The 20834-nt window shown below is 67.3% G+C and carries 21 protein-coding genes and 1 pseudogene; 18 read left to right on the top strand and 4 right to left on the bottom strand.

Going from position 1 to position 20834, the window contains the following annotated elements; translation table 11 throughout:
• Positions 1-33: 33 nt before the first annotated feature.
• The 9 genes from ACSQ9I_RS10855 to ACSQ9I_RS10815 all read left to right on the top strand — a co-directional run bounded on the left by ACSQ9I_RS10855 (position 34) and on the right by ACSQ9I_RS10815 (position 9337).
• Positions 34-1284 carry an MFS transporter gene (locus ACSQ9I_RS10855; protein ID WP_436313170.1) on the top strand — a complete coding sequence of 417 codons (1251 nt, stop codon included), beginning with the start codon at positions 34-36 and terminating at the stop codon, positions 1282-1284.
• Positions 1285-1319: 35 nt separating this feature from the next.
• A complete protein-coding gene (locus ACSQ9I_RS10850; RefSeq protein ID WP_436313169.1) occupies positions 1320-1676 on the top strand; it encodes a YciI family protein in 357 nt (118 codons plus the stop codon).
• On the top strand, positions 1673-2917 hold the full coding sequence (locus ACSQ9I_RS10845; RefSeq protein WP_436313168.1) for an RNA polymerase sigma factor: 1245 nt from the start codon (positions 1673-1675) through the stop codon (positions 2915-2917). The genes ACSQ9I_RS10850 and ACSQ9I_RS10845 overlap by 4 nt, the downstream gene beginning before the upstream one ends.
• Positions 2918-2942: 25 nt before the next feature.
• Positions 2943-5477 carry an ABC transporter permease gene (locus ACSQ9I_RS10840; RefSeq protein ID WP_436313167.1) on the top strand — a complete coding sequence of 845 codons (2535 nt, stop codon included), beginning with the start codon at positions 2943-2945 and terminating at the stop codon, positions 5475-5477.
• A 114-nt stretch (positions 5478-5591) separates the two neighbouring features.
• The gene (locus ACSQ9I_RS10835; RefSeq protein WP_093102490.1) at positions 5592-5840 is read left to right on the top strand and encodes a DUF3297 family protein; all 249 of its coding nucleotides are present in this window, start codon (positions 5592-5594) and stop codon (positions 5838-5840) included.
• A 36-nt stretch (positions 5841-5876) separates the two neighbouring features.
• Positions 5877-6341 (top strand): GNAT family N-acetyltransferase, encoded by a 465-nt coding sequence (locus ACSQ9I_RS10830; protein WP_436315737.1) that lies wholly within the window; start codon positions 5877-5879, stop codon positions 6339-6341.
• A 54-nt stretch (positions 6342-6395) separates the two neighbouring features.
• Entirely contained in the window at positions 6396-7145 is a 750-nt protein-coding gene (locus tag ACSQ9I_RS10825) for an AAA family ATPase (protein WP_436315736.1), read from the top strand.
• Positions 7146-7423: 278 nt separating this feature from the next.
• Positions 7424-8194: a CPBP family intramembrane glutamic endopeptidase gene (locus ACSQ9I_RS10820; RefSeq protein WP_436315735.1), complete on the top strand. Its 771-nt coding sequence runs from the start codon at positions 7424-7426 to the stop codon at positions 8192-8194.
• Positions 8195-8296: 102 nt separating this feature from the next.
• On the top strand, positions 8297-9337 hold the full coding sequence (locus tag ACSQ9I_RS10815) for a MerR family transcriptional regulator (protein WP_436313166.1): 1041 nt from the start codon (positions 8297-8299) through the stop codon (positions 9335-9337).
• 26 nt (positions 9338-9363) lie between these two features.
• On the opposite strand, the gene ACSQ9I_RS10810 is transcribed toward ACSQ9I_RS10815, so the two are convergent.
• On the bottom strand, positions 9364-9576 hold the full coding sequence (locus ACSQ9I_RS10810) for a tautomerase family protein (protein ID WP_093102484.1): 213 nt from the start codon (positions 9574-9576) through the stop codon (positions 9364-9366).
• 13 nt (positions 9577-9589) lie between these two features.
• A complete protein-coding gene (locus tag ACSQ9I_RS10805) occupies positions 9590-10330 on the bottom strand; it encodes an SDR family NAD(P)-dependent oxidoreductase (RefSeq protein ID WP_436313165.1) in 741 nt (246 codons plus the stop codon).
• 134 nt (positions 10331-10464) lie between these two features.
• Between ACSQ9I_RS10805 and ACSQ9I_RS10800 the strand changes: the two genes are divergently transcribed.
• Together ACSQ9I_RS10800 and ACSQ9I_RS10795 are read left to right on the top strand one after the other, a co-directional pair.
• Positions 10465-11385 (top strand): LysR family transcriptional regulator, encoded by a 921-nt coding sequence (locus ACSQ9I_RS10800; protein WP_436313164.1) that lies wholly within the window; start codon positions 10465-10467, stop codon positions 11383-11385.
• Positions 11386-11418: 33 nt separating this feature from the next.
• A pseudogene (locus ACSQ9I_RS10795) lies at positions 11419-11751 on the top strand (DUF2182 domain-containing protein); the annotation flags it as partial.
• 19 nt (positions 11752-11770) lie between these two features.
• Here ACSQ9I_RS10795 and ACSQ9I_RS10790 read toward each other — a convergent pair.
• Complete coding sequence (locus ACSQ9I_RS10790; RefSeq protein ID WP_436313163.1) at positions 11771-12784, bottom strand: alpha/beta fold hydrolase; 1014 nt, start codon at positions 12782-12784, stop codon at positions 11771-11773.
• Between the two features lie 302 nt (positions 12785-13086).
• On the opposite strand from ACSQ9I_RS10790, the gene ACSQ9I_RS10785 reads away from it, so the two are divergent.
• Positions 13087-13464, top strand: a complete 378-nt coding sequence (locus ACSQ9I_RS10785; RefSeq protein WP_436303542.1) for a hypothetical protein — start codon at positions 13087-13089, stop codon at positions 13462-13464.
• 23 nt (positions 13465-13487) lie between these two features.
• Complete coding sequence (locus ACSQ9I_RS10780; RefSeq protein WP_436313162.1) at positions 13488-14048, top strand: thioredoxin family protein; 561 nt, start codon at positions 13488-13490, stop codon at positions 14046-14048.
• A gap of 132 nt (positions 14049-14180) precedes the next feature.
• Here ACSQ9I_RS10780 and ACSQ9I_RS10775 read toward each other — a convergent pair whose 3' ends face one another.
• The gene (locus ACSQ9I_RS10775) at positions 14181-14921 is read right to left on the bottom strand and encodes a response regulator (protein ID WP_093102472.1); all 741 of its coding nucleotides are present in this window, start codon (positions 14919-14921) and stop codon (positions 14181-14183) included.
• Positions 14922-15109: 188 nt separating this feature from the next.
• On the opposite strand from ACSQ9I_RS10775, the gene ACSQ9I_RS10770 reads away from it, so the two are divergent.
• The 5 genes from ACSQ9I_RS10770 to ACSQ9I_RS10750 are packed head-to-tail and all read left to right on the top strand — an operon-like array spanning position 15110 to position 20826.
• Positions 15110-15529, top strand: a complete 420-nt coding sequence (locus ACSQ9I_RS10770) for an organic hydroperoxide resistance protein (protein WP_436313161.1) — start codon at positions 15110-15112, stop codon at positions 15527-15529.
• A 23-nt stretch (positions 15530-15552) separates the two neighbouring features.
• Positions 15553-16869, top strand: a complete 1317-nt coding sequence (locus ACSQ9I_RS10765) for a sensor histidine kinase (protein ID WP_436313160.1) — start codon at positions 15553-15555, stop codon at positions 16867-16869.
• 25 nt (positions 16870-16894) lie between these two features.
• Entirely contained in the window at positions 16895-18682 is a 1788-nt protein-coding gene (locus tag ACSQ9I_RS10760; protein ID WP_436313159.1) for a cytochrome c biogenesis protein DipZ, read from the top strand.
• A gap of 27 nt (positions 18683-18709) precedes the next feature.
• Entirely contained in the window at positions 18710-19780 is a 1071-nt protein-coding gene (locus tag ACSQ9I_RS10755) for a PLP-dependent cysteine synthase family protein (protein WP_436313158.1), read from the top strand.
• Positions 19781-19782: 2 nt separating this feature from the next.
• A complete protein-coding gene (locus tag ACSQ9I_RS10750) occupies positions 19783-20826 on the top strand; it encodes a lipocalin-like domain-containing protein (protein ID WP_436313157.1) in 1044 nt (347 codons plus the stop codon).
• The last annotated feature ends 8 nt before the right edge of the window (positions 20827-20834 follow it).

Genomic DNA, 20834 nt, shown 5'->3' with positions numbered 1-20834 from the left:
GATGATCGCGACTTCATTTCTTGCAGGAAGCGCATGGATCCGAAACTCCCCCGCCCCTTCGTCAAGCTGGCCTGGTCCAACCTGGCAGCCCAGTCGGCCGAGCAGCTGAGCCTGGCCGCCGTGCCGCTGGTGGCGGTGCTCGCGCTCGGCGCCGGCCCGGGCGAGATCGGCATGCTGGCCACGGTGCAGACCCTGCCCTTCCTGCTGCTGTCGATCCCCCTGGGCCTGATCGCCGACAGGACCTCGCGGCAGCGCCTGATGCTGTGGGCGGAAGCGCTGCGGGCGCTGGCCTTGCTGGGCCTGCTCGCGGTCGTGGCGACGGCCCGCCCGTCGATCGAATGGCTGGCGCTCCTCGGCTTCATTGGCGCCGTCGGCACCGTGGGCTTCAACATCGCGGCGCCGGCGTTGGTGCCGGCGCTCGTCCCGCGCGAAGCGCTGGCCCGCGCCAACGGGCGGCTCGAACTCGCGCGCAGCGCCGCCTTCGCCGCCGGGCCGGCGCTGGCCGGCGCGCTGGTGGCGTGGCTCGGCGCGCCTGCGGCTTTCGTGCTGGCCGCGATGTTGTCGGTATCGGCCGTCGTGCTGCTGCTGCGCATTGCCGAGCCGCAGCGCACACGCCCGAGTGCACGCCATCCGCTGCTCGAACTGCAGGATGGAGCGCGCCTCGTGTGGCGGCACGAGCTGCTGCGGCCCATCCTGCTGACGGCCGCGGCATGGAACACCTCTTGGTTCGTGCTCCAGGCTGCCTACGTGCCCTATGCGGTGCGCACGCTGGGACTGGGCGTCGGCGCGGTCGGCCTGAGCCTGGGCATCTGCGGCGCCGGCATGGTGACTGGCGCGCTGCTGGCTTCGCGCATGGTCGGCGCGATGCCGCTGGGCCGGGCGATCCAGTTCGGGCCTGTGTCTTCGGTGCTCGCGGCGCTGCTGATGACGGCCACGCTGGTGGTGCCCAGCGGCGCGCTCGCGGCGATCTCGCTGTTCCTGTTCGGCGTGGGGCCGATCGTCTGGGTCATCACATCCACCACCTTGCGGCAGACGGTGACACCCAACGCGATGCTGGGCCGCGTCTCGGCCGTGTTCCTCACGGTCAATGCCGGCGCCCGTCCGGTCGGCGCGGCCCTGGGCGGCATCGTCGGCGCGACGTGGGGCGAGCCGGCCTGCCTGCTGCTGGCCCTGGCGGGCTTCGTGCTGCAGGCCTGGCTGATCCTTCGCTCGCCGGTTCGCGCACTGCGGCAATTGCCGGCACCGGCTGTCGAAATGCCCGCTTGCCAGCCGTCATTGGGTTGAGCGATCCTGCTCGATGTTCCTTTTCGGAGTTCCCCATGCAATACATGCTGTTGTTCTATCAACCCCAATCCGAGTTCGACCAGCGCGACGATGCCGCCGCGCAGGCCCACCGCGCCAGCTGGATGGACTATGTGGGCGCGGTGCGCCAGTCGGGCATCGTGCAGAACGGCCACGGCCTGCATCCGCCGATGACCGGCACCACGCTGCGCGTGCGCGGCGACAAGCGGCAAGTGCAGGACGGCCCCTTTGCCGACACCAAGGAACAGCTCGGCGGCTACTTCGTGATCGAGGTGCCGGACCTCGACGCCGCGCTCGAGTGGGCCGCGCGCGCGCCCTGTGCCAGCACGGGCGGCGTCGAGGTGCGCCCGGTATTCACCGCACCCGAGATGTGACGGGGTCTGCTGCAATCCACGCAGCGCACGAGGCCGCCGAGAAGGCCGCGCGCCAGTCCTACGGCCGGCTGGTCGCGATCCTCTCGGCGCGCACGCGCGACATCGCCGCGTCGGAGGATGCGCTGGCCGATGCCTTCGCCCGCGCGCTCGAGCGCTGGCCGCAGGAAGGCATTCCCGATCAGCCCGAGGCCTGGCTGCTCAGCGTGGCGCGTAACCGCACGCTCGATGCATGGCGCCACAGCCGCGTGCAGGACGAGGCCACGCAGACCCTGCTTCTGCTGGCCGACGAGTTCACGGCCGACACGGCCGGCGGCGAGGCCGTGCCGGACGAGCGGCTGCGCCTCCTTTTTGTGTGCGCGCACCCGGCGATCGATGCTGCGGCGCGCGCGCCGCTGATGCTGCAGACCGTGCTCGGGCTCGACGCGGCGCGCATGGCGGGCGCCTTCCTGGTCGCGCCGTCCACGCTCGGCCAGCGCCTGGTGCGCGCCAAGGCGCGCATTCGCGCGGCCGGAATTCCTTTCGAATTTCCGCAAACCCGCGATCTTCCGCAGCGGCTGCAGGATGTGCTCGATGGCATCTACGCGGCTTACGGCACCGGCTGGGACGACGTCGATGGCGCCGATGCTGCGCAACGCGGCCTCACCGGCGAAGCCATCGACCTGTGCCGCATCCTGTGCGGCCTGATGCCCGATGAGCCCGAGCCGCTGGGTCTGCTGGCCCTGATGCTGTTCTGCGAGAGCCGTGCCGCCGCGCGGCGCGGCGCAGCCGGCGACTACGTGCCGCTCGACGTGCAGGACACCGCGCGCTGGAACCATGCGATGCGCGCGCAGGCCGAACAGGCGCTGCAGCATGCAGCGGGCATGAAGTCGCTCGGCGCCTACCAGATGGAGGCCGCGATCCAGTCGGCCCACTGCGCGCGCCGGCTGGGTGCGCAGGTTCCGCCCGATGCGCTGGTCGCGCTCTATGACGGGCTGCTCGCATGGCGCCCGAGCATCGGGGCCCGCGTGAGCCGCGCCTGCGCGGTGGCGATCGCCGAAGGATCGGCCGCGGGCCTGCAGGCGCTCGATGCCATCGCCATCGCAGAAGTCGCGAGCTATCAGCCCTACTGGGCCGCGCGCGCCCACCTGCTCGGCGGCACCGGCGAGCCCGCCGCAGCCCGCGAGGCCTATGCGCGCGCGGCCGGCCTCAGCACCAGCCCGGCGGTGCGCGCCTACCTGGCCGTGCAAGCCGAACGGCTTTGAGCGAACGCGCAGAATCGCCAGCTCCATGCGAGCGCTTCTTCGTACCTTCTCCTGGCAGGAACTGCGCCACCATCCATGGCGCAATGCCGCCGCGGTGCTGGCAGTGATGCTCGGCGTGGCGCTGGCCTTCTCGGTGCAGCTCATCAACGCATCGGCGCTCGACGAGTTCGCGAGCGCCGTGCGCTCGGTCAACGGCCAGCCGGACCTGGAACTGCGCGCCGCGCAAGGCGGCTTCGACGAGGCCGTGTTCGCGCGCGTGGCGCAGCATCCGCAGGTGACGCTCGCCAGCCCGGTGCTGGAATCACAGGCGGTGGCGCTCGTCGCGGGCAGCGAGCGCCGCATCGCGCTGCGCGTGATCGGCGTCGATGCACTGGTGCTGCCCACGATCGCGCCCGCGCTGATGCCGCAGCCGGCGAAGGACGCCGACCGCTTTGCGCTGTTCGCGCCGGACACGCTGTTCCTCAATGCCGCCGCGCGCACCGCGCTGGGCGAAGCCGCCGCCACGGTGCAGCTGCGCATCGGCACGCAGCAACACGCACTGCGCGTGGCCGGCCAGGTGGCGGCCGGCGGCAGCGCGCTGGCGGTGATGGACATCGGCGCGGCGCAGGATCTCTTCGGCCGCGGAGGCCAGCTCACGCGCATCGACCTGCGGCTCGCGCCCGGCATCGACCGCGCGGCCTTCATCCGTTCGCTGCAGGAGTCGCCGAGCTGGCCCGCAAGCATCCAGATCGCCGAACCGGGCGATGCGGCCGAGCGCGTGAGCAATCTCTCGCGCGCCTACCGCGTGAACCTCACGGTGCTCGCGCTGGTGGCCTTGTTCACCGGCGCCTTCCTGGTGTTCTCGGTGCTGGCCTTGAGCGTCGCCAAGCGCGCGCAACAGTTCGCATTGCTCGGCGTGCTGGGCCTCACGCCGCGCGAGCGGCTGCGGCTGGTGCTCGCCGAATCGCTGGTGCTGGGCCTCTTCGGCAGCGTCGCCGGCATCGCGCTCGGCACCGCGCTCGCCGCCGTCGCGCTGCGGGTGCTGGGCGGCGATCTTGGCGGCGGCTACTTCGACGGCGTTGCGCCGACCCTGCGCTGGAGCTCGGGCGCGGCGCTGCTTTATGGCGGCCTCGGCGTGCTCGCCGCGGGGGTCGGCGGCTGGTGGCCCGCGCGTGCGGCCCAGGCGCTGCCCGAAGCGCAGACGCTCAAGGGCCTGGGCGCCGCGCCCGCGCAGGGCGGCGCATACAAGCTGGCCCTGCTGCTGATCGCGGCCGGTGCGGCGCTGGCAACGGCGCCGGCGGTTTTCGGCATCCCTATCGCGGCGTATCTCTCGGTGGGCTTCCTGCTGGTCGGCGGCATCGCCGCCCTGCCCTGGCTGATTGCCTTGCTCTACGGCCGGCTCGCACCGCTCGCAGCGCACCGCGTGTTGCCGATGCTCGCGATCGAGCGCGCGCGGCGCATGCGCGGCACGGCGGCGGTGGCCGTCAGCGGCGTGGTCGCGAGCCTGAGCCTCGCGGTCGCGCTCACCGTGATGGTCGCGAGCTTTCGCGAGTCGGTGACGCGCTGGCTCGACGTGGTGCTGCCGGCCGATCTCTATGTGCGCAGCGCCACCGCCGGCAGTTCGAGCCAAAGCGAGCAGGCCGCCTTCACGCCGGCCTTCGTGCAGGCGCTCGCGCAACTGCCCGGCGTGGCGCGCACCGGCACGCTGCGCACGCGGGCTCTGCTGCTCGATCCGGCGCGGCCGGCTGTCACGCTGATCTCGCGCAGCCTGGACGATGAGGCGTCACGTTCGCTGCCGCTCCTGGGTGCAGCACTTCCGGTACCCGCGGGCCGGGTGGGCATCTACGTGAGCGAGGCGATGGTCGAGCTCTACGGCGCGAAGCCGGGCACGGAGTTCGAAGCGCTCACCAAGGCCTTCGGCGGCGGCAAGCGCTTCTTCGTCGCCGGCGTGTGGCGCGACTACGTGCGGCAGTTCGGCGCCATCACCATGGATGCGCGCGACTTCGAGCGCCTGACCGGCGACCGCAGCGTGAGCGACATCTCGCTGTGGCTTGCGCCGGGTGCGTCGGAAGCGCAGGTGCAGCAAGCGGTGCGCGAGGCCGCCGCCGCCGAGCCGATCGAGATCGCCTCCGTCGGCCAGCTGCGCGCGACCTCGCTGCGCATCTTCGACCGCAGCTTCGCCGTCACCTACTGGCTGCAGGCGGTGGCAATCGGCATCGGCCTGTTCGGCATCGCGGCCAGCTTCAGCGCGCAGGTGCTGGCGCGGCGCAAGGAGTTCGGGCTGCTCGCGCATCTGGGCTTCACGCGCACCCAGGTGCTCGCGGTGGTGGCCGGCGAAGGTGCGGCCTGGACCGCCATCGGCGCCCTCGCCGGCCTGGCGCTCGGGCTCGCGGTGTCGGTGGTGCTGGTGCACGTGGTCAATCCGCAGAGCTTCCACTGGACCATGGACCTGCTGGTGCCGTGGGCGCGCCTGGCCGCGCTGTGCGCCGCGGTGGTGGTTGCCGGCACCGTCACCGCCTGGCTGGCTGGGCGCGCGGCGGCCGCGCGCGATGCGGTGCTGGCGGTCAAGGAAGACTGGTGAGGGCATGGCGCCGGCGGTGCGGCCAAACGCGGCCATATCATCACGCACCGTCATCGGTCTTGGTCTCGCCGTGAAGTCGGCTGCGGGCCGGTGTCGAACGAGGAACCCACATCCATGACCGAAGCCACGCCAACCCCACCTCTTCCCGATCATCTATCCATCGATCCGCGCAGCCCCCATCACGTCGCTGCCGTCTTCGAGCACGACATCGGCATCCGATTCAACGACAAGGAGCGCGCCGATGTGGAGGAGTACTGCATCAGCGAAGGCTGGATCAAGGTGCCCGCAGGCAAGACGCTGGATCGCAAGGGCAAACCGCTGCTGATCAAGCTGAAGGGCAAGGTCGAGGCGTTCTACCGATAGAGCGAACATCGGCAGTCATGGCACGATTCGATGACGATGATTGAGATCAAAGCTGCCGAGCTGCCGCGCGACCTGGACACGGTGCGCGTCCTCTTTCGCGAGTACGCCGAAAGCTTGGGCATCGACCTGGAATTCCAGGGCTTCGAAGCTGAAGTGGCCGCATTGCCCGGCAAGTACGAGCCGCCTGCCGGCCGCATATTGCTTGCATGGAGAGGTACGGACGCGCTCGGGTGCATCGCGCTTCGCCCCATCGACGCCAGCACGGGCGAGATGAAGCGCCTTTACGTCCGGCCCCAGGCACGCGGCGAGCAGCTCGGGCGACGACTCGCGGAACGCGTCTGTCAGGAGGCGCGTGAAGCAGGGTACGCCCGCATCTGTCTCGATACGCTGCCCACAATGGGCGCCGCTCAAGGCCTCTACCAGTCGCTAGGGTTCAGATCGATCGAGCCCTACGTCTTCAACCCGATTCCAGGCACCAAGTTTCTGGCGCTGGATCTGTAGGGCGGTCTCGCTCGACGCAAGGCAGTTTCCCCTACGCTCGCGCGCTTGGATTTCATGATCTCAACCCAGTACGTCAGTCGCGTCGCCCTGCTGCGCAACAAGGTCGAGTCGTTCGAGCGGTACCCGTTCTGCCTGCCGGCGATTCGCTCCTTCGAACACATCGACCTTCATCCGAAGGTCACGTTCTTCGTGGGGGAGAACGGGTCCGGCAAGTCGACGCTCCTCGAAGCCATTGCAGTCTCGCTGGGCTTCAATGCCGAGGGCGGCAGCAAGAACTTCCGCTTCGGAACCCGGCAATCGCATTCGGAGCTGCACGAATACCTTCGCGTTGCCAAGGGCATCAAACGGCCTCGCGACGGGTTCTTCCTGCGGGCAGAAAGCTTCTTCAACGTCGCCACCGAGATCGAGAATCTCGATGCCGAGCCCTCGTTCGGACCACCTGCCATCGACTCCTACGGCGGCCGCTCGTTGCATGAACAGTCACATGGCGAATCCTTCATGGCGCTCATGATGGAACGCTTCGGCGGGCAAGGCATCTACATCCTCGACGAACCGGAGGCCGCTCTCTCGCCCCAACGGCAGCTTGCCGTGCTGTCGCGCATGCATGACCTCGTCCTGGACGCGTCCCAATTCATCATCGCGACTCACTCGCCGATCCTCATGGCCTATCCCGATGCATGCATCTATCAATGCAGCAAGAAAGGAGTTGCGAAGGTTGCCTATGAGGACACCGAGCATTTCCAGGTCACCCGCGACTTCCTCGCCAACCCGGAGCGCATGCTTCGCATTCTTTTGGAACGTTAGCTCATCGAAGCTGTTGAGACAGAGTCAGCGGACGGCCAATATGCGCGCCTCAGGGTGAGCGAAACACTTCGTATCATCTCTGCCTCCTGGGTAAGCCCCGGGTCAAGCAACAACAGGAAGCGCATCGAGATGAAGTTTTGGGGTTCCGGCATCGAGCTGGCTTTACTTGCGTCGAGAAATGGCAATGTGCCTGCTGCCGCTCGGCATCTCACGAGTACCGCCTGATGCGAAATAGGTTGGAGCCATTTCCGACGGCCCACCAAGCATTTCTCTTGTACGTGGCGCTGGTGCTTTGCGAGGTCGTTGTCTCATCTGCGCTTCGCGACGCCAATGGAATGCTTGGGCTATCGCTGGAGCAGCACCAGGCCTTGACGGTGCTCCTTGGCAACGGGTGTGTCTTCGCCCTCGTGATGCACTTCCGGAACATCACCTATCGCAGCTTGTGTCACGACTCTCCGTCGTCGGCGAAGGCGACGCTGGCGCTGATAGTCCCGCCAGTGCTGCTGCTCGTGCCCGCGCTGCTGCTGTTCATGGGATACGTGCAGGAACTCCTGGTTCGCATTGCGCCGCTTTCTGCTTGGGAAGAGCAGTTCTTTCAACGCGTTGGCACCAACGACATCGCCACGGTGCTGGCGGTTTGCGTGCTTGCGCCGGTGCTTGAAGAGATGCTTTTTCGGGGAATCGTGCTGAGAGGCTTTCTCGAACGGTACTCGCGCTCAACGGCAATCTTCGGATCGGCCGTGCTCTTCGGGACCGTTCATCTGAACATGTACCAGTTCCTGGTCGGTCTCGTCGCTGGAACAATTCTGGGCTGGCTCTATGAGCGGACCCGGTCTCTCATCCCGTGCATCGCGCTTCATGGCGCGTACAACAGTGGAACCATCGTGCTGACTGGCTTGGCGCAAAGCACGAACGGCGAGCTGTCCATTGAAGCTGTTCTTTCGATGTGGACCGCGTCTCTGGCGGCCGCCGCTTGTGGTGCTATTGCGTTGCGGCGCATGCTCACGAATCGCAGTGGCCAGCAATTGCCCGAGCAGCGCAGCCCTTAGGCGCAAGCCCTGCACGCGTCAGACCTGGCCCGTCAGGCCAACTGTTGACCCGACCCCAGGGGCACCCTTTAAAAAGGGAAGATCGATCGAAAGGAACGTTTCATGCGATCTCCCGCCCAGTATCTGAGTCCGTCCGAAGCCGCGAGGCAGCTCGGCGTTTCGGCCAAGGCTCTACGGCTCTATGAGCAGCGCGGCCTGGTGGACCCTGGCCGAACCACGGCGGGATGGCGCGCCTATGGTCAAGGGGAGATGACTCGCGCTGCCGAAATCGTCGCTCTTCGCGCGCTCGGCTTCAGTCTTGCCCAAGTGGGACGGGTGCTGGAAGGCAATTCCCAAGGCCTGGAGCAAACATTGGCCGCTCACCAAACAGCGCTGGAAGCGCAACTTCGTCAACTTGCACACACTGTCGAGAAGGTCCGTGGCTTGCGAAGCAACGTTGCGCAAGGTCAGACTCCGACCATTGGCGAACTGGCGGGCTTGCTGGCGCCCGTCTCGGAGGTCCGCGTCGCATTCGACCTGCCGTGGCCTTGGGGTGGGGAGCGATTCGAACTTCGCGAAATCCGGCCTCTGAACTACATCATCGGTCCGCTCGGCAGCGGCAAGACCCGACTGGCGCAATGCCTCGCCAAAGCGCTGCCCAACGCCGCCTTGCTTGGCCTGGAGAGACTTGCAGATGGCGGTGCAGCAGCAAAATCACGGCTGAACGGCGCGCCCCATTTGAGGTCTCGGCTCGATCAGGCCCTGGCCTGGCTTGTAGAGGATGGCGCTACGCTGTCGGATGCCTTGGTTGCATTGCTCGTTGGGCTAGAAGCAGACGGGCCGGATGCCCTGGTCGTGGACATGATCGAACAAGGGTTAGACCAAGCCACCCAAGAGGCTCTGATTGCCCGGCTGCGCCGCCGTGGATCCGGCGCGCGGCCGATCTTCATGCTCACTCGCTCCTGCGCAATCCTCGACTTGTCTGCTGTCGGTCCGGACGAAGCAATCATCCTCTGCCCCGCGAACCACAGTCCACCGACTCAGGTCGCCCCATATCCCGGCGCTCCAGGCTATGAGGCTGTCGCCACCTGTCTGGCTTCGCCTGAAGTACGGGCCAGAACAGCAGGGCTTATTGCGTGGCGACAACCGACCCGCAATCGCTGAACCTGGGCATCTTCTTTCCGACGCCGCTATTTCGCTTTCGCCTCTTCGCGGCGCCGCGCGGTCACGGATCGACCCCCATGACCCCAGTTGTCGGTGTCGATTTCGTCGATCACGACGAAGGTCAGTTCCGGCGGCTTCTTCAGCACCTGCTCCAGCAGGTCGGTCACACCGGCGATGAGCTGCTCCTTGTGCTCTGCGGTCACGCCTTCGCGAGTCACTTGAATGTTGACGTAGGGCATGGCTGGCCTCCCCTCACCACTTGCCTGTGCTCATGCCGCCATCCACCGGCAGGACGACGCCCGTGGTGAAGGATGCATCGCTCAGGTACAGGACCGCGTCCACGATGTCCGCCGGCGCGCCGATCCGGCCTGCCGGCTGCAGCGTGTTCAGGAAGGCGTGCATGTCCGGCGTGTAGAGCGGCGTGTCGATGATCCCGGGTGCGACGGCATTTACCTGGATGTTGTGCGGCGCGAGTTCGAGCGCCAGCGCCCGGGTCGCGTCGTTGAGACCGCCCTTGACCAGGACCGGCAGCAGCGCGGGCACGCTGGCATTCGGCTGCAAGGCGAGGCTGGCCGTGATGTTGACGATATGGCCCTGCTTGCGCGGCGTCATGTGGCGCACCGCTTCCTGCGAGACGTAGAAGAAGCCCTTGAGGTTGGTGCCGACCAGCGCATCGACATCCGCGGCCGTGTACTCGGCGAAGGCTTTCGGGGTGAAGATGCCCGCGTTGTTGACCAGCACGTCGACATGGCCGAAACGTGCAACCGCTTCGGCAAAGATCCGCTTGGCAGTCGCCGGATCGGCGACGTCCCCGGCAACCGCGAGGAACTGGTCTGGAACGTCCTGCGCGAGGCCAGCGGCCTGCAGGCGCTCGAGCGTGCGCGCGTTCCCGACGACGTTGTCGCCGCGGCGCAGGAAGGCTCGCGCGATGGCAAGGCCGATGCCGCTGGAGGCACCTGTGACGATCACGGTTTGAGGCGAGCGTTGGGTCATTTCGTTTCTCCTGGTAAGGGCGTCCACTGCTTGAGGCGGCACCTGGGTTTGAAAACATGGGTCAATGGTATTGATGCACCTGGGGTGAATAAAGACATAGACTGTCACTTCATTAGTTACTCTATGGAACAAGCATGAGCCGCCAATTCGACGATCTGATGCTCGGCAGCCTGGAACTGTTCTGTCTCGCCGCCGAGTTGGAAAGCTTCACCGCCGCGGCCCTGGCCGCCGGCCTCGGCCCCGCCGCCGTGAGCCGCTCGATTGCACGGCTCGAGGCACGCCTGGGTGTTCGCCTGTTCGTGCGCACCACCCGCCAGATTCATCTGACCGACGGGGGCCGCGCCTACTACGAACAGTGCCGCCAGGCGCTGAGCCTGATGCGCGATGCCGAGAGCCAGCTCACCGGCGAGCAGCAGGCCCCGGCCGGCGTGCTGCGTCTCAGCATCGCCTCACCTTATGGCCACTACCGCGTGCTGCCGTTGCTGCCGCGCTTTAGCAAGCGCTTCCCAAAGGTGCGGATCGAGCTTCACCTGAGCAACCGCAATATCGACTTCACCGGCGAAGGCTTCGACCTCGCGATTCGGGGACGCGCGCCGCCGGACTCCGGCCTCATCGCGCGCAAGCTCGAAGACGCCGAGTTGGTGCTGGTGGCCGCGCCCTCCTACCTGGCTCGCGCGGGCAGGCCGGATTCGCTCGAGGCGCTGGCGGGGCACGAGTGCATCCAGTTCGTGCTGCCCAGCACCGGACAACCGGTGCCCTGGCTCTTCAGGCGCGACGGACAGGACATCGAACTCGAGACGCCGCCCAGCTACCGCTGCGCCGACGACTACATGGGCATGGTGACCTTGGCGCGCCATGGCGCCGGGCTCTTGCAGACCTACCGCTACATCGTGCAGGAGGACCTGCGCCGTGGCGGCCTCCAGGAGCTGCTGCCCGAAGCCGGAGGCCGCTCTCGCCCCTTCTCGCTGATCTATCCCGATCGCCGGCACACGCCGCTGCGGGTCCGGGCCTTCATCGACTTTCTGATCGCTGAATTGCGACTCCCTACGCCCTGAACACCGAGAAGTTCTTCCGTATCTCCGTCAGCAGCCATCGCTGGCGTCTACCAGTTCTCGCGCCTCAAGCGCATGTGTCTTTCGCGCTGTGGAACGCCGCTGGGCTTCTTGCTCGGAGAATGGCGCCCTGGCGTGTATGGTGCTTTCGTCATGGGGGCGCGGCACGGGCTGTTCTGCGTGGGCTGTTGTTGGGCGCTGATGGCCTTGCTGTTCGTCGGCGGGGTCATGAACCTCGCCTGGGTCGCCGCGCTTTCGATCGCCGTCGCGCTCGAGAAATTGCTGCCTCGCGGGGACCGTCTGGCTGCAGCGCTCGGCATGGTGCTGATCGCCCTGGGTGGCATCAAACTGATGGCAGGCTCTGGCTAGGAAATCGCCGGCGCCTGCCTCAGCCGCGCGCAGACGCGAGCGTCCAGACGGCATCGGCAAAGGCCTGCGGCGCCTCCTGCGGCACGTTGTGGCCCGCGTTCACGATCCGGTGCGATCGCGGGCCCGTGAACTTCGAGGCATAGGCCTTGCCGTCGGTGGCCGGCACGACGCCGTCGGAGTCGCCGTCCATGGTGATGGTGGGAACGCTGATCGAAGGCAGCGCGGCAAGCCGCTTCTCCAGCTCGGCGTACTGCGGAAAGCCGTCCGCGAGGCTCAGGCGCCAGCGGTAGTTGTGGATCACGATCTGCACGTAGTCCGGGTTGTCGAAGGACGCGGCCGTGCGTTCGAAGGTGGCGTCGTCGTACTTCCACTTCGGCGAGTTCGTCGTCCACAGGATGCGTGCGATGTCGCGCCGGTTCCCCTCGAGGCCCGCACGGCCGCGCTCGGTGGCGAAGTAGTACTGGTACCACCAGCCGTGCTCCGCCTTTGCCGGCAGGGGCAGCTTGTTGCCCGGAAGGTTGGTCATGATGTAGCCGTTGACCGAAAGAAGCCCGAGGCAGCGCTCCGGCCAGAGCGCCGAGATGATGCAGGCCGTGCGCGCGCCCCAGTCGTAGCCGACCATCACGGCACGGTCGATCTTCAAGGCATCCAGCAATGCGATCTGGTCCAGTGCCACGGCGGCCTGCTGGGCGGAGCGCGGGTTCGCGCTGTCGAGGAAGCGGGTGCTGCCGTGTCCGCGCAGGTGCGGCACGATCACGCGGCATCCGCGCGCGGCCAGCAGGGGCGCAACATCGACATAGCTGTGGATGTCATAGGGATAGCCGTGCAGCAGCAGCACCGGGATGCCGTCGGCAGGCCCGGTTTCGTAATAGCCGACATCCAGCTCGCCGGCCCGGATCTGCCTGATCGGTTCGAGCTTCGGCAGCTTGGTCGCTGCGTTGGCGACACCCATGAATGCCAGTTCTGCAGCTGCGACGCTCGCGACGACACTCCCCAGAAAAATGCGGCGTTGACGATTGATTGCTTCGGGCATGTGCGTTCCTTTGAATGCAGTGATTGGCGATGGCTCCATTGGATTCGCGACATGTATGCGTGATGTGTCACGCCGAGTGCGATCTTGTATGTGCGCGTACCTCGGCGCCTGTAGATACACAGGCATACAAGAGTCGATGCAAACAGCGCAGACTCGGCCTTGAACACCCGACTGCGAAACGTAATGTGTGGATTTCTCGCGCTGATACAGAGGCATACGCGATGTGCGCCGGCGAGGACGAACGTGACCAAGAATCCGTTCGCTTCCAAGCAAGCCTCATCACTCACCCGAAGGAAATCACCATGAAGAAGTTCTCCCGCATCGCCATCGCCGCCTCGTTCGCCGTGCTTGCCGTCACGCAGGCCTATGCCGAGGAATACCACGGCGTCCTGCAGCTCCAGTCGACGCAGAGCCGCAGCGAGGTCCGCGCACAGGCGGTGGCAGCGGCGCACGCCGCGAACCCGTATTCGGATGCAGCTTCTTCCGTCGTGGCTGCCGCGCCGACAGCGCCGCGCGACCGCGCCGCGGTGCTGGCCGAAGCGCGCGCACGCGCACACGCCCCCAACCAGAACCTGCGCGTCGAAGCCTTCGCGGGCAGCCGCGTGCCCGCCTACTACGACATCGACAGGGCTTCCTCGACGCGCCAGACGCGGGTCGAAGGCGGCACCACGCTGCGCTGAATCCGAAATCGAAAGTCATCGCCATGAACATCCGATCCATCGCACTTCCGCTCGCCGTGGTCGCCGCCGTCTCGGTGGCCGCGCTCACCTTCGCTACGCCTCCGATCGGCGGCGACACCGCTGCCGGCGGGACCCGGTCGGCACCGGAGTTCCAGAAAATCGACACCTGGCTCAACTCCCAGCCGCTGAAGATGGAAGAGTTGCGCGGCAAGGTGGTCCTCATCGACTTCTGGACCTACACCTGCATCAACTGCCTGAACCACCTGCCCTACGTCAAGGAGTGGCACGAGAAGTACAAGGACCAGGGCCTGGTCGTGGTGGGCGTGCACACGCCGGAGTTCGCGTTCGAGAAGTCGACCAAGAACGTCCAGGACGCGATCAAGAAACTGCAGATCAAGCACGCGGTCGCGCAGGACAACAGCTACGCGACCTGGAAGGCCTTCAACAACCAGTACTGGCCTGCCGTCTACCTGATCGACAAAGAGGGAAAGATCGTCTACTCGCACTTCGGCGAGGGACGCTACGGCGAAACCGAGAAGAAGATCCAGGCGCTTCTTGCAGAGCAGCGGCCCGCGGGCTCCTGAGATGAAGATCTGGCTTGCCCTGCTCTTCCTGGCGGGCGGCATCTCGCACGAGATCCGCAATCCGACGAGTTGCCATTGCATCACGGCCCGTCAACGCACGGGGCCGGAAAGGCGAGCCCGCACCTGGCCGCCTCAGTCGAGCGCTTCCACCGCCGATGCGAACACGTAGCCTTCGCTGCGCACGGTCTTGATGTAGCGCGGCTCGCGCGCGTCGTCGCGCAGCCGCTGGCGCAGCCGGCTCACGAGCAGGTCGATCGAGCGCTCGAAGAGGTCCGCCTCCCGGCCTTGCGTCAGGCTCAGCAGCTGGTCGCGGCTCAGCACCTTCTGCGGGTGATCGAGAAAGATGCGCAGCAGCCGGTACTCGGCGCCGCTCAGCGCGACCATCGTGCCGCTCGCATCGAGCAGGTGCCGCGCGGTGGTGTCCACCTGCCATTCACCGAAGGCCAGCTTCTGGGCCGCCTCCGTCGAGCGCATGTTGGGAGGCAGCATCCGGGTGCGGCGCATCACGGCGCGAATGCGCGCGAGCAGTTCCCGGGCGGAGAAGGGCTTGGCCAGGTAATCGTCGGCGCCCATCTCGAGGCCGAGGATCCGGTCGGCCTCTTCGCTGCGCGCCGTCAGCATCAGGATGGGGATTGCCTTGTACTTGCCCGTGCGCAGGTCGCGGCACAGCGTCAGCCCGTCCTCGCCCGGCAACATCAGATCGAGAATGATCAGGTCGAAGGGGCCCGATTCCTCCAGCGCGGCGCGCATGTGCCGGCCAGTGGGCACGGCGACCACCCGCAGGCCATTCTTGACCAGGTAGGTGGTGAGCAGTTCGCGGATCTCGCGGTCGTCGTCGACGATGAGGATGTGGTCGGAAGTCTTGGGAGTCATGGCAGTGTGGCTTCGAACGCAGGTGTTGCAAGCGCAATGTAGTCCGCGCCCGCGCCGAGGTCGACGATTGTGAAATTTACTGTTGAGAAAGACGGTCCGGATACACAGGAATACGAAGTTCGCTTCCTTCCGGAGGATCCGCACCAACAATCGTGCCGTCAGTTCTTCAACCAACCAAGGAATCCACCATGACACGCATCGAGAAAGTCATCTACACCGGCAAGACCCGCACCTCTTCGGGCGGTCGCAACGGCGAATCCCGCAGTTCCGATGGCCGCCTGGACATCAAGCTCTCGTCTCCCGGCACCGCGGGCAGCGGCACCAATCCCGAGCAACTGTTCGCCGCCGGCTGGTCGGCCTGTTTCATCGGCGCGATCGGGATCGCTGCGGCCGGGATGAAGGTCAAGCTCCCGGCCGACCTCGCCGTCGACGCCGAAGTCGACCTGGGCACCACGGACGGCGCCTACTTCCTGCAGGCCCGACTCAAGCTCAGCATGCCCGGTGTGGAGCGCGAAGTCGCCCAGGCCCTCGTCGATGCCGCACACCAGACCTGCCCGTATTCCAAAGCCACGCGGGGCAACATCGGCGTCGAGATCAACCTGGTCTGAGCGGCGGGGTCTATAACCCATCCATGCCCACCATGCACCGGCTGATCCCCCGCTCGCTGTTCTCCCGCGTAACGCTGATCATCGTCGTGGGCCTCGCGATCGCGCAGTTGCTGACCTTCGCAGCGATCCGCTACGAGCGCAGCATGGCGCTGCGCGAGCTGATGATGAGCGGCATCGAGCGCGACATCGCGAGTTCGATCGCCATCCTGGATCGCCTGCCCGCCGCGGAGCGCGCGAGCTGGCTGGGCCGGCTGGAGCGGCGCAACTACCGTTTCATGCTGGACGGCAGCGTCACGGCCCCCGCGCCCGCGACGCCGCTGGCGCAGGAGTTCGCCGCCGCCATCGTCAACGCGCTGCATCCGTTCGAGGTCGTGAAGGTGGCACAGGTCGCCGAACCGACCGAAGGCCTTCGGATCCAGGTGAAGCTGGCGGACGGCAGCCCGGTGATCGTCGATGCAAGACGGGTAGGCATGCCGGTGTCGAACTGGGTCATGTGGCTGCTGGCGATCCAGCTCGTGGTGCTGGCCGTCTGCGCCTGGTTCGCGGTGCGGCTGGTCACACGGCCGCTGGCGCGGCTCGCCGCGGCGGCGGACGAACTCGGGCCCGACCTGAAGGCCCGGACGCTCGGCGAAGAAGGCCCCACCGAAGTGGCGCACGCGGCACGCGCCTTCAATGCGATGCAGCGGCGCATCGCCGGCTACATGGCCGAGCGCGTGGAGATCCTGGCGGCGATCTCGCACGATCTGCAGACGCCGATCACCCGGATGCGGCTGCGCACCGAGTTGATGGACAACGAGAAGGACCAGCTCAAATTCCGGCAGGACCTCGATGCCATGAACGCGCTGGTGAGAGAAGGCGTCACCTATGCGCGCACGCTGCATGGCGCGACGGAACCGCCCTTGCGCATCGATGCCGATGCGCTGCTCGAAAGCATGGTCGCCGACTACGAGGACTCGGGCCAGGCCGTGCAGCTGGAGGGACGCATCGACGCGCCGATCGTGACGCGCCCCAATGCCCTGCGCCGGATCCTCGTGAACCTGATCGACAACGCATTGAAGTTCGGCAGCGACGTGCGCGTGCGGGTGCATGCCGAGGCGGACCGGCTGGTCGTCGCGGTGCTCGACAACGGACCGGGCATCCCGCCCGACGAGCTGGAGGCCGTGCTCAAGCCCTTCTACCGGGTCGAAAGCTCGCGCAACCGAAGCACCGGCGGCACGGGCCTGGGACTCGCCATCGCGCACCAGCTCGCGATGGCGATGGGCGCGGAGCTCAGCCTGCACAACCGCAGCGAAGGCGGGCTCGAAGCCCGCGTGACCCTGTTCAAACCCGGCGCGGCCTGACCGCAGCACCTCATCGAGAAACATCATGCTCGTTCTGATCGTGGCCTACCTGGGCGGCGTGCTCACCATCCTGAGCCCGTGCATCCTGCCGGTGCTCCCTTTCGTGTTCGCGCGCGCCGACCGGCCGTTCCGATCGCACGGCCTGCCCCTTCTCTTCGGCATGGCGCTGGCCTTTGCCGCCATCGCCACGCTGGCCGCGGTGGGCGGCGGCTGGGTGGTCGAGCTCAACGAGTACGGGCGCTACGCCGCGATCGCGCTGCTTGCGGTGTTCGGCGTCACGCTGCTGTTCCCGACCGTGGCCGACCGTCTGAGCAGGCCGCTCGTCGCGCTCGGCATCCGGCTGTCCGACTCCCAGGCGGATGGGACTTCCACGCGGCCTTCCGTTTTTTCGCCGCTCCTGCTGGGCGTGGGCACGGGCCTGCTCTGGGCGCCCTGCGCGGGTCCGATCCTCGGCTTGATCCTGACCGGCGCAGCACTCAATGGCGCCAGCGTCGGCACCTCGCTGTTGCTCTTGGCCTATGCGGCCGGCGCGTGCACCTCGCTGGCGGCAGCGCTGCTGTTCGGCGGGCGCGTGTTCGCGGCCCTGAAGGGATCGCTCCACACGGGCGAGTGGATCCGGCGTGGCGCCGGTGCGGCAGTTCTGGTGGGTGTCACCGCCATCGCACTGGGCCTGGACACTGGCTTGCTCGCCCGGCTCTCGGTCGGCACCACGTCGGCACTGGAGCAGGCGCTCGTCGAGAAGATCGAGCGCCAGAAGCCGCAGCCCGCCGATACGAGCCTCCGTCCCGAGGAGACCGGGCTGATCCCGACGGCAGCCGCCCGCGAACCGGCACCCGCGCGAATGCTCGGAATCGAGGGCGTCTTTCCTTCACTGGCTGGCGCGACCGGGTGGATCAACTCCGCCCCGCTGACGACCGAAGACCTGCGCGGCAAGGTGGTGCTGGTCGACTTCTGGACCTACTCGTGCATCAACTGCCTGCGCACCCTGCCCTACCTTCGCGCATGGTCGGAGAAGTACAAGGATGCGGGCCTGGTGGTCATCGGCGTGCATGCGCCCGAGTTCGCGTTCGAGAAGCGCCCGGCCAACGTGCGCTGGGCGGCGAAGGACCTTCGCATCGACTTTCCGGTCGCCATCGACAACGACTTCGCCATCTGGCGCGGCTTCGACAACCAGGCCTGGCCCGCCTTTTATGTCATCGATGCAGAGGGGCGCATCCGCCATCACCAGTTCGGAGAGAACCGGTACGAGAAATTGGAACGAATCATCCAGCAACTGCTGGCCGAGGCTGGGCGAAGCCATGTTCCGGCCGGGCTGGTCGCGCCGCAGGGCGAAGGCGTCCAGGCCGCGCCGGGCGCTTCACCCGCGTTGTCCGGAGAAACCTATCTGGGCTACGAACGCACGCACGGCTTCGCTTCGCCGGGAGGCATCGCGAATGATCGCGCGAACGCCTACCAGGCTGCCGCTTCGCTGCGAACGAACCATTGGGCGCTCGCCGGCGACTGGACGGTGGAACGCGAGCGCGTAGTCGCGAACCGCGCCAACGGCCGCATCGCCTTGCGCTTCCATGCGCGCGACCTGCACCTGGTGCTCGGTCCCTCGGCCGACGGCAAACCGGTGCGCTTCAAGGTGCTGGTGGACGGCAAGCCGCCGCTCACGGACCACGGCTTCGACATCGACGCCCAGGGCAACGGAACGATCGACGGGCAGCGGCTCTACCAGCTCGTCCGCCAGGCGTCGCCCGGCAACGACCGCCTGTTCGAGATCGAATTCCTCGACGCCGGCGCGCAAGCCTACGCGTTCACCTTCGGTTGAGCGCACAGGGCTTGTAGACTCGTCGGCGTGACCCATGCCTCCCCTCCCGACAGCCTCTGGCTCGGCAGCGCGATCCGCCGCATCGAGGCCGACTACCAGCGCAGCGCCGACACGCACCTGATCCCCCTGCCGCTGCCGGCCTTCGCCGCGCACGGCATCGACCTCTACCTCAAGGACGAATCGACGCACCCGACCGGCAGCCTCAAGCACCGGCTGGCGCGTTCGCTCTTCCTTTACGCGCTGTGCAACGGTTGGATCGGCGAGCGCACCACGGTCGTCGAGGCCTCGAGCGGGTCGACCGCGGTGAGCGAGGCCTACTTCGCACGACTGCTGGGTCTGCCCTTCATCGCCGTGATGCCGAAGAGCACCTCGCCCGAGAAGATCGCACAGATCGCCTTCTACGGCGGCCAGTGCCATTTCGTCGACCACGCGGCCGAGGTCTACGACGAAGCCCGAACGCTTGCCGAGCGCGCGGGCGGCCACTACATGGACCAGTTCACCTACGCCGAACGCGCGACGGACTGGCGCGGCAACAACAACATCGCCGAGAGCATGTTCCAGCAGATGGCGCACGAGCGGCACCCGGTGCCGGCTTGGATCGTGGTCGGCGCCGGCACCGGCGGCACCAGCGCGACCATCGGGCGCTATGTGCGCTACCGCTGCCACGACACGCAGGTCTGCGTGGCCGATCCCGAGGGCTCGGTGTTCGCGGCCTACCACCGCACCGGCGACGCGACGCTGACGGCGCCGGGCTCGCGCATCGAGGGCATCGGACGGCCGCGCGTGGAAGCCAGCTTCATCCCTTCGCTGGTGGACCGCATGATCGAGGTGCCGAACACCGACTCGATCGCCGCGATGCGCGCGCTCTCGGCGCTGCTGGGCCGCAAGGTCGGCCCGTCGACCGGCACCAACTTCATCGGCATGCTGGCGCTGGCCGGCGAGATGCGCGCGGCGAGGCGGCAAGGCTCGATCCTGTCGCTCTTGTGCGATGCGGGCGAGCGCTACCTGCCGAGCTACCACGATGCGGCGTGGGTGGCGAATGCCTTCGGCGATTGCAACGCGGCGCAGCAGCGCGTCGACGCACTGCTGGCGAGTTGAGCATGCTGTCGCGCCGTACAGTGCTTCTGTCGGCACTCGCGGCGCCGGCGGCATGGGCGCTGCCGCCGCGCATGCTGCGGTTTCCACGCGACTTCGGCAGCCATTCGGATCTGCGCACCGAGTGGTGGTACATCACCGGCCATGCGCAGGCCGGGGCACGCGACTTCGGCTTCCAGCTCACCTTCTTCCGCTCGCGGGTCGTTGCGACGCAGGCGATGCGCTCGGACTTCGCGGCGCGTCAGCTGATCTTTGCGCATGCGGCACTCACCGATCTTGAAGGCCGCAAGCTCTGGCACGACGAGCGCATCGCGCGTGCGGGCTTCGGCGTGGCGTCGGCCGCCGAAGAGGGCACCGACGTCCGGCTGCGCAACTGGACGCTGAAGCGCGACGCCGAGGGCTACACGGCCAAGTTGCCGGCCGAGGGCTTCGGGCTCGACCTGCGTTTTTCAGCCACCCAGCCGGTGCTGCTGCAGGGCAAGGACGGCCTCTCGCGCAAGGGCCCCGATGCCGAGCAGGCCAGCTACTACTACAGCGAACCGCAGCTCGCGACGCAGGGCCGCCTCACCTTGCAAGGCCGCGGCTTCGACGTACAGGGCAAGGCATGGCTCGATCACGAGTGGAGCGAAGCCTACCTGCATCCCAATGCGGCCGGCTGGGACTGGATCGGCATGAACCTCGACGACGGCGGCGCACTGATGGCCTTTCGCATACGCCGGCGCGACGGCACAGCCCTGTGGTTCGGCGGGTCGCTGCGCAGCGCCGACGGAACGCTGCGCGTGTTCGGCCACGACGAACTGCGCTTCGACGCCGAAAGCACCTGGACCAGCCCGCGCACGCGCGCGGCCTACCCGACCCGATGGCGCATCCAGACGCCGGCCGGCGTCTTCAGGGTGCAGGCACTGCTCGACGATCAGGAGCTCGACAGCCGGGGTTCGACCGGCGCCGTCTACTGGGAAGGCCTGAGCGATCTGCAGGACGACGGCGGGCGGCGCGTCGGCCGCGGCTATCTGGAGATGACCGGCTACGCGCAGGCCCTTCGCATGTGAGGCATGTG

The organism is Variovorax sp. LjRoot84 (genome assembly GCF_964254305.1).
Classification (GTDB): domain Bacteria; phylum Pseudomonadota; class Gammaproteobacteria; order Burkholderiales; family Burkholderiaceae_C; genus Variovorax.
The sequence above is the reverse complement of the archived record's forward strand: the minus strand, read 5'-3'. Positions and strand labels throughout refer to the sequence as shown.